This is a genomic window from Gemmatimonadaceae bacterium, assembly GCA_036496605.1.
Taxonomy (GTDB): domain Bacteria; phylum Gemmatimonadota; class Gemmatimonadetes; order Gemmatimonadales; family Gemmatimonadaceae; genus AG2.
In genome coordinates this window covers 1-8699 of record DASXKV010000070.1, presented here as the reverse complement: position 1 = coordinate 8699, position 8699 = coordinate 1, and the positions used below count along the sequence as shown (strand labels likewise).

Below are 8699 nucleotides of genomic sequence, written 5' to 3'. Positions count from 1 at the left end.
TCAGAGTGGCCGCATCAACCGTGAGATAACGACAGCCGATGCGTTCTCTGATTTGCAACGCGACCACCGTTGCCAGGGCAACGAGCTGCCGTCCAATTCCTCGTCCCTCCCAATGCACATCGACTGCGAGTTGAGCAAGTTTTAATGCCGGCAGACGTGCGAAGGGAATGCCTTGCGGTCGCTCCCATCCGTATAGGAGCAGGAGAGTCCATCGCCAGCGTGATGTAACCAACCTCCACTCCGTCAAGCAGCCCGATGTACGTACGACTAACGTCCTGCGCTTGATGCCCAAGCGCGTTCTTCAGGAGGAATTCCTGTTGCTCCTCGCGTGAACACTGGAACTGAGACGGCGGGTGTATCCCAAGCGGCACGAGCTCGACTTCTGACGGATCGGCCATTGTTGTCTGGAAAAAGAAACGGAGCGAGCACCCGAAGGTACTCGCTCCATTTGCTAGCTCAACCTACGCGAGCTTTCCTAGCGATCTTCGTTGATGAGGCCTCGCGTGCCCCCTCGACGCAACGATCGGGCGGCATCACGGACCCGCCGCAAAAAGTCGAGCCGCTGCGGCGTTTCTGCCGGGCGTTCCTCGCGCTCTCTCAGGACTTCGCGCGCGCCCTCCTCGCTCAACGGCTGGGTCCAATTGTCCTGCATTAGCCGCCTCCGTCTAAGTACATACCTGTGCAATATCTTAGCGCACAGGCTAGACACACGCCAGAAGACTCTGCGTTCCCCAAATAGACGCATGGCTCAGGTATGACGCCTAATGCACGGTCATGGGCACGACATACCGTTGAGTGGCCGTCCTGGCGCTTGGTCAGCGCGGAGGCGTCATGATCCCGTAACGATCCGCAGTGATAAGGTCCGCGCCATCCGCCGTCTCCTCGTTAGGATCCTGCTCCGGCGCGCGTCACATCACGTCACCACGCAGCGGCACACCACACAGGGGGCGAGAGATTGAACGCTCCTACCAGAACGCCGCCAAGGCGGCCAAGCTCCCATCGGCGTTCGTCCGTATGACCTGCGACACACGGCAATCACGTGGTGGGTCAAACGCTATCCGGGCGCGATCGCGCAGAAGGCGGCGGGACACGCCTCTTTCAAGACCACGGAGCTCTACGTTCACCTAGGCGCTCGACGTGCTCATCGAGAAGCCGCCGAAGCCGAACGAAAAGACGGGTTAGCTAAGCGCTTCGGCTAGCGCGCCTTCGTAGTTTCCATAGCCTTCAACGTCCTGCATCATGAGCGACCCTGCACTCGAAATCGTCAACGCGTTTGTCGCGGCTCCCAAGAAAGAGCGATTGCTAACGCTCCTTGGCACCAAGAAAGGTCGTCCGAAGGTGCGAGCGGCCCTGGCGCACTTTCGAGATCTTGATCCTCGGTACGCTCAACGTCTTGGTCCGGATCAGCGGACAAGGGACGCGATCGTAACCCTTCTCAGGAAGCGAGGCGCGCCGGCCAATTGCTATCTCCTTTCGGAGGATGTGGAGCTCGACGGCTGCGAATTGTCGGTCGAGGAGGCCGTCGAGAAGGTCGTTGGAAAAGGCATGGGCACCTTCATCTCGTGCATTCCTGGTCGGCTCGGATACTTCGAAGCAGAGGATATGGGAGAACGTTACCTCCTCGAGCGAAGGTCCTAGGCTAAGACCGCGCCAAGTGGTAAGAAGGTGGTAATTCTACGACGAAGGGCCCCTCACCCGGGCCCTTTCACTTTCTCCAAGTTGTTGTGGGAGAACGGACGGGGTGGGATTCGAACCCACGGTACGCTATGAACGTACACAAGCTTTCCAGGCCTGCGCCTTAAACCACTCGGCCACCCGTCCAACAGCGAAATAAGTTAGCCAGACAGCACCGGTTGACCAATCCCTCTCCAATCCATCAAGACCTGCGCGCATGGACTCGGTGAGCGGATCCACGTTCCCCCAGCGATGGCCATTCTGCCGGCTCATGGAGGCTCGCCAGTAGGTGCTCGTCGTGGAAGGGGCGGTTACGCTTTTATTTGCAATGAGGATCTACTCATTATTGCTGAAGGGTCGTCAGGCCGGAGCGCTGCGGTTTTGCTGCTGCTAGTGCACGTCCACCGCGGGGCCCGAGACAGTTCGCGGCCGCCGCAGGAGCAGCACGAGCGGAAGACTCCCGAGCACGATGAACCCCAGGAATCCGAAGGCGTCGCGGTAGGCGAGCATCTGCGCCTGCGACTCGACGCGTCGATCGAGCACGGCAAGTGCCCGCCGCGCCGCGGTGAAGTCGTCGGTGCTCGTGAGGCGGAGCTGCGCGGTCATACCCGCGAGCTGTGCGCGTGTCACTGGGTCGTCGGCCGCCACTCGCTCCACAAGCACGGCACGATGCTGTGCTGTCGCCGTTATGAGCTTCGTCGCGACGAGCGCGATGCCGATGCTGCCGCCGAATTGCCGGGACAGGTTGAACAGCGCCGCCGCATGCGGCATCTCCCGCGCCGGCAATCCGACAAACGCCGTCGTCGTGATCGGCACGAAGATGAGCCCGAACCCAAGACCACGCAGCACCACCGGGAAGAAGAGCTCGTGGCGTCCACTGATGGTCGTTAGGCTGCCGTTCATGAACATCGACGCGGCAAGGATCGCCGTGCCCACGGCCACCAGCGCACGCGGCGAGAAGAGCTTCATGAGCCGCGCCGCGGAGAGCATGCTCACGGCGCTCGCGAGAGCACTGGGCAGCAATACCCAGCCCGCGGTCTCGGCTGTGTAATGCAGCAGCGACTGCATGTACAACGGCAGTGCGAAGACACTTCCGTAAAGCGCCATCCCGACCGCCGACGCCGAGATCGTCGCTGCCGTCATCGATCGATGCCGAAGCACGCGCAGGTCGATCACGGGTGCCGCCGTCTTCAGCTCCCACCATACCATCGTGCTCACGGCGATCGCCGCAGTGATTGCGAGACCGGTGATGAGGTGAGACTCGAACCAGTCGTAATGCTCGCCGCGTTCGAGAACGAACTGGAACGCACCAATCCCGATGGCGAGCAGTGCGAAGCCGAACACGTCGACGCGTGGGCGCTGAGGCGCGGTCGACGCGGTTGGACGATAGAACGTCGCGATCATTGCGAATGCAATGAGCCCGAAGGGAATGTTGACGAGAAAGATCCACGGCCAGCTGTATCGGTCGACGATGATCCCGCCGAGCGTCGGCCCGAGCGCCGGTCCAACCATCATGCCGATCCCGAACAGCGCCGATGCAATCGCCTTCTCGTCCGGCGGGAAGCTCTCGTAGAGAATCGCCTGAGAGGTGGCGATGAGCGCACCGCCGCCAAGTCCCTGCACCACCCGCCACAAGACGAGCGTCTCGAGCGACGTCGCCGCGCCGCAGAGCACACTCGCCGCGGTAAAGAGCGCGACCGAGGCGAGGAAGTAGCGCTTCCGACCAAACCGCGCCGCCAACCATCCCGTCATCGGAAGAATGATCACGGCCGCGAGAATGTACCCGACGGCAACCCACGTGATCTCGTCGATCGTTGCGCCGAGGTTTCCCGACATCTGCGAGAACGCGACGTTCACGATGCTCGTGTCGACGAGCTCCATCACCGCGGCGAGAATCACGCCTAACGCGATCGGCCATTTGTCGGCGTACGCCGGCTGCTGCGACGCGGCTGGAGCTCGTCCTCCAGCCGTGTCGACGATTTCAATGATCGGTTGAGCAGCCGGTTCTGCCCTGAGCGCGGTTGCCATGACCGCTCACACCGGCATCGAGATCAACGCGAAATCGAAGCTCATCGCGCGCCAGCCCCAGCGTGAACGCGATAGCGCGGCGCCGGCTGTGAATGACCGAACTGCTCCGAGATCGCGCGGCGCGCCGCTTCATATCGCGTCCACTCCTCGTCGTCCTGCAGCGGCGGAATCGTCACGAGCTCACCGTTCTCGAGGCCGGCCAGCGCTGCCTCGACGACGTCTTCGGGTGACATAACGATCGACGGGGGCAGCTTCTCGTACGACATGCCGTCGCCATCGGCCGCCCAGAGGTCGGTCGCCGTTGCGCCCGGGAGCACCGCCTGAATCCGCACGCCCTTGTCTGCGAGCTCGTGCTGGAGAGAGTGACTGAACGCAATGACGTATGCTTTCGACGCGCCGTAGACGCCGTTGAGCCTCTCGGGCGCGACGCCGGCGACCGACGCGATGTTGATGATCGTTCCGTGCCCGCGAGCGACGAATGCCGGAGCCGCGGCATAGGTCAGACGCGTCAACGCTCGCACGTTGAGCGTGATCATCCGGTCCATCACGTCGACGTCTGCCCGGAGCAGCGGCGCGAGCGAGGCCGTGCCGGCATTGTTCACCAGCATCGTGATCGTCGGGTCCTTCCGGAGCGTGCTCTCCACGCGCGCGAGATCGGTGTCATCCGTGAGGTCCGCCGCGATCGTGGTCACCGTGCGGCCCGTTTCCGCCGTTAGGCGCCTGGCGAGCGGCTCGAGCCGGCTCGCGTCTCTGGCGACCAGGACGAGATCGTAGCCACGCGTCGCCAGTTGCTCAGCGTAGGCGGCGCCAATGCCGCGTGATGCGCCCGTGATCAGTGCCGTGCCCTTCTCCGCGTCCCGTGTCATCCGACCCTCCTTATGTAATAATTGCATTCACCATCATTACACGAAGGCGTAGCCGGTCATGCAAGCATTGTCAAGACGGTGGCGATTGCGTTACATTAATTTCAGTCGTAACGAATAGGAGCCAGTATGAAGGTCACTAGAGAGAAGGCCGCAGAGAATCGCGCCGCGCTCGTGCGCGAGGCGGGTCGCCTTTTCCGCGAGCGTGGGATCGACGGCGTCGGCGTGGCCGAGGTGAGCAAGGCCGCCGGCCTCACCCATGGCGCGCTCTACGCCCAGTTCTCGTCCAAGGAGGCCCTCGCCGCCGAGGCGTTGGCTGCGGGACTCGAGACGAGCGGTGCTCGGCTCGCGAAGATCGTGGAGCGTCCCGACGCGAGTCTCGGTGACCTCCTCGACTACTACGTCTCGCGTCGACACCGGGACGACCTCGCGTTCGGCTGTCCGCTCGCGGCGTCGGCCAGTGAGATCGCCCGACAGGATCGCAGCGTCAGCGCGCGATTCGTCGAAGGATTCGAGCGAATGACGGCGGCGGTCGAGGCGACGCTCGTCGATCTACCTCCAGAGACCCGACATCAACGAGCACTCACGATCGTCGCGGCGGAGATCGGTGCGATCGCGGTCGCGCGCGCGTCGGCCAAGTCAGATCTGGGACTCTCGAACGAGATTCTGGCGGCAGCGCGAACGACACTCGAGCAACTCGGGGAGGAGCCACCACGCGCCAGGCGGCGGAGGCGTAGGGTCGGCCGCTAACATTCGCGCCGATGCCGGTAGTGAACGCCTGGTGCCGCCAACTTCAGAGGAGCTTAACGGACAGGGTGAGATTCGAACTCACGATACCGGGTTCACCGGTATGCCGGTTTTCGAGACCGGTGCCTTCAGCCACTCGGCCACCTGTCCAACATCTTCCAACTACGCTACGTGCAGAGTCTTGCCGGTGCCACTCTTCCTGTCGACCTAACTTTGTCCGAGATTCGCCGTTGGCTGCTGGATGGCAGCGCGGATCATCTCGCCATCGGTCTCAAGATAGCGCACGAGCGCCTCGGATGAAGCCCAGCCGCCAGCCGCCACCCCTTGGACGGAGCGCGTGATGGGCCGGTCACAATGGATTCTCGCGTCGTCGATCGTATTGGTCGTGTTCACTACCGTGTCCACCGCCGCCCAGATTGCAGTAGCAACCTCTGGCCTTAACGTGCGCAGCGGACAGAGCACGAAATCGAAGGTCAAAGCAACACTCGACCAGGGCGACACCGTCAATCTGCTCTCACTGTCGAAGCGTCTTGGGTACTACCACATCAAGACACGCGTTGCCACGCCGGTCACTGGCTGGGCCTGGGCTGCACGACTCCACGTCATCGATAGCGGCACGGTCGTGTCGCCGCCCGCCACGCCTACAACACCCACGGTGACGACGGGTGCTGGAACCGTCGATTCAACCTGGAGCAAGACGGCATCGAATGCTGTCGACATTCACTGGCCTAACGGCAACCACGCGCTTTGCCAGGCTGATGGCGTTGGCGGCGATCCCGCGACAAATCATCTCAAGAACCGCACGGACGAACCTGACGGCTACCACGAGGTGAGTTGGGACGCGCTCGCGACGCTCGCATTCCCGCACAATCGACTCAAGCATCGTGAGGGCGATCAGCACCCCTGGCCTGCGGCCGACCTGGCTGCCATCGCCGAATACGAGGAGCTGCCGATCAGTGTCGTTGGGTTTCTCGCTAACGCGAAGAAAGAAGGCAAGGAGAGCACGAACTGCGGTGAGACCGATTCCACTCGCGTCGACTGGCACATGTACCTGACGAAAGGGCCGCATCAAAAGACGCGTCAGTCGATCGTGGTCGAGACGACGCCGCGCGTGCGACCGAATCATCCACGTTGGAACGTCGACACGCTCAAAGCTCTCGCGGTGCGCGGTGACACGGTTCGCATCAGCGGCTGGCTGATGCTCGATCCCGAGCACTGGGATCAGATGTGGCAGTACGGAGGACCGAGTGACACCACGGGCACCAAGGCGCGCCTAACGCTTTGGGAGATTCATCCGATCACCAGGATCGAAGTACGTCGTGCTGGCGCCTGGCACTCACTCGACGAGCCATGACCGGATCTCCGGCTCACTCCTGTCTCAGCACCAGCGCCGGATCCACGACCGTCGCCCGCCTCGCCGGCACCAGCATCGCGATCGTCACTGCCGCTGCAAGACCTGAGGCCGCAAACACGAAAGCGACCGGATCGACGATTCGTACCGGAAACACCGCGCCCAACAATCGATCCGACTCCACCGCCATCGCCGTCGCGAACACGGCGCCGAGCACGAGACCCGTCGCGAGCGGCCGCGCGTTAGGCGCCACCATCGCCCGATAGACATCCATCGGGCGCGCGCCGAGCGCCAACCGGATTCCCATCTCCTTCAAGCGTCGTCTGGCCGCGAGCGCGACGACGCCGTACACGCCGAAAATCGCGAGCATAGCCGTGATCGCCGCCATGAGGCCGACCACTTCGCCGATGCGCTGAAACGCGTCGGTCAAGAGCATCATCTCTTCCTCCACGGTTCGCGGCGCCGCGACAGTGCCCGCGAATCGCTCGCTCACGAGTGACGACACGCGTCGCACGACGCCGCTCCCGGCATCCTCCACTTTCAAGAACGGTTGATAGAGCCGCGTGTTCGGTCGCCACGGCGTGTACATCATCAACGCCTGAACCGGCTCGGCGATCCTGCTCGACGCGTCGGCCGCGATGCCGATCACGACCAGCGCGTGCGTCGCGTCGACGGTGAGATGTTCCTCGAGCGGATCAACGCTGCCCCACAACTCACGCGCTGCCTCACGAGAGACGATCACCGGACACACCGCCGCCGCGCAATCGGCGTCGGCCAACGTGAACGACCGCCCTCGGTCCACGCGGATCCCGAACACGTCGAAGTAGCTCGGCGACACTTCGATCGATGGCATCTCGCGCCGACGCTCCTCGGCGGTCTTCACCTCCGTGACGCCCGTCGCCTCGTCGCCGACTGGCTGGGCGGTCGCGAACGCGATGCCGCGCACGCCGGTTACCGTCGTCAGCGTTCGCGCGATGTCGTCATGGAAGCTCTGCCATCCTCCCGTGGCGGGCTGCGGCGCGCGCAGGTTCATCGCCAACACGTGGCGCGCGTCGAAGCGCGGCGGAGAGCTCGCGATCCGCGCCGGCAGGCGCGTGAGCGCGACCGTCGCCACCAACAGCGCGGCCGCTCCGCCGATCTCGGCGCTCATGAGCACATTCCCGCGCCTAACGCGGCCGGCCGCCTGGTCGGGCGCGCGGCGCAGCGTCGAGTTGAGGTCGAGAGCGAGCACGGAGCGAATCGGCGCGTTCGCTGCGACCAGCGCCGCGCCCACCGTGGTGACGAGCAGGAAGGCGAACACATGCCAGTCGGGCGCGAGCGAGAAGTTGAACGGCCGTTGGACAATCCATTCCAGCAGAATGCGCGGCAACCGGTAGCTCATCGCCGACGCGACGGCGCCAGCCACACACGCCAGCATCAACGATTCCGTTCCGAGCATTGCGGCGAGACGTGGCGCGCCGGCGCCGAGCGCCATGCGCAGGGCCATTTCGGTGCGGCGGCCGTGCGCGATTGCGAGCAGGATCGACACCACACTTGCGCACGCGACGAGCGCGAGACACGCCAGTCCGATGAAGACCACCGCGAGGATGCCGCTAATCACGATGCCGTTCCCGGGTTTCGCGATGAGAGAGCCGTCGTTGACGGAAACCGCCGTGTGGCGCCCAGGCGTCAATCGGTCCTGCTGCGCGGCGATCACGCGCGCCTCGGCGAAGACGTCGCCGCGCGAGGCTCCCCGCGTTAGGCGGCCGTCCATGAACAGCCGAATCGCCTGCGGCGACTGGGCGTCGTTAGGCCCGAGGTGAAGCGACTCGCGCAGCGTGTACGGCAGCCAGAGCTGATCGTCGATCGACGCGCTGCTGAATGGCGGTGCGACGCCGACGATGCGAATCGTCTGACCATTGATTCGCAGCACGCGGCCGACCGCGCCGGTGTCGCCGCCGAACGCGGTGCGCCAGAGCTCATTGCCAATGACAACGACTGGCGCGCGCGAATCGCAGTCGTCGCGTTGGAGCACGCGTCCCGCGATCGGCCTCACG

The 8699-nt window shown here is 63.9% G+C and carries 7 protein-coding genes and 2 tRNA genes; 3 read left to right on the top strand and 6 right to left on the bottom strand.

Annotated elements, in window-relative coordinates; genetic code table 11:
- Positions 1 to 232: hypothetical protein (locus VGH98_26365; GenBank protein HEY2379532.1), on the bottom strand; the 232-nt coding region annotated here is incomplete at its 3' end.
- 1007 nt (positions 233 to 1239) lie between these two features.
- Here VGH98_26365 and VGH98_26360 point away from each other — a divergent pair.
- Positions 1240 to 1638 (top strand): hypothetical protein, encoded by a 399-nt coding sequence (locus tag VGH98_26360; protein HEY2379531.1) that lies wholly within the window; start codon positions 1240 to 1242, stop codon positions 1636 to 1638.
- A gap of 95 nt (positions 1639 to 1733) precedes the next feature.
- On the opposite strand, the gene VGH98_26355 is transcribed toward VGH98_26360, so the two are convergent.
- From VGH98_26355 to VGH98_26345, 3 genes are all read right to left on the bottom strand, one after another.
- Positions 1734 to 1821: transfer RNA gene (locus VGH98_26355), tRNA-Ser, on the bottom strand.
- 243 nt (positions 1822 to 2064) lie between these two features.
- Positions 2065 to 3702, bottom strand: a complete 1638-nt coding sequence (locus tag VGH98_26350) for a DHA2 family efflux MFS transporter permease subunit (GenBank protein ID HEY2379530.1) — start codon at positions 3700 to 3702, stop codon at positions 2065 to 2067.
- Positions 3703 to 3743: 41 nt separating this feature from the next.
- Entirely contained in the window at positions 3744 to 4568 is an 825-nt protein-coding gene (locus VGH98_26345) for an SDR family oxidoreductase (protein HEY2379529.1), read from the bottom strand.
- Positions 4569 to 4694: 126 nt separating this feature from the next.
- On the opposite strand from VGH98_26345, the gene VGH98_26340 reads away from it, so the two are divergent.
- The gene (locus VGH98_26340) at positions 4695 to 5315 is read left to right on the top strand and encodes a TetR/AcrR family transcriptional regulator (protein ID HEY2379528.1); all 621 of its coding nucleotides are present in this window, start codon (positions 4695 to 4697) and stop codon (positions 5313 to 5315) included.
- A 57-nt stretch (positions 5316 to 5372) separates the two neighbouring features.
- On the opposite strand, the gene VGH98_26335 is transcribed toward VGH98_26340, so the two are convergent.
- A tRNA-Ser gene (locus VGH98_26335) sits at positions 5373 to 5462 on the bottom strand.
- 190 nt (positions 5463 to 5652) lie between these two features.
- Between VGH98_26335 and VGH98_26330 the strand changes: the two genes are divergently transcribed.
- A complete protein-coding gene (locus VGH98_26330) occupies positions 5653 to 6666 on the top strand; it encodes an SH3 domain-containing protein (GenBank protein HEY2379527.1) in 1014 nt (337 codons plus the stop codon).
- Positions 6667 to 6679: 13 nt separating this feature from the next.
- Here the strand turns inward: VGH98_26330 and VGH98_26325 are convergent.
- The coding region (locus VGH98_26325) for an ABC transporter permease (protein ID HEY2379526.1) at positions 6680 to 8699 on the bottom strand (2020 nt) is incomplete at its 5' end.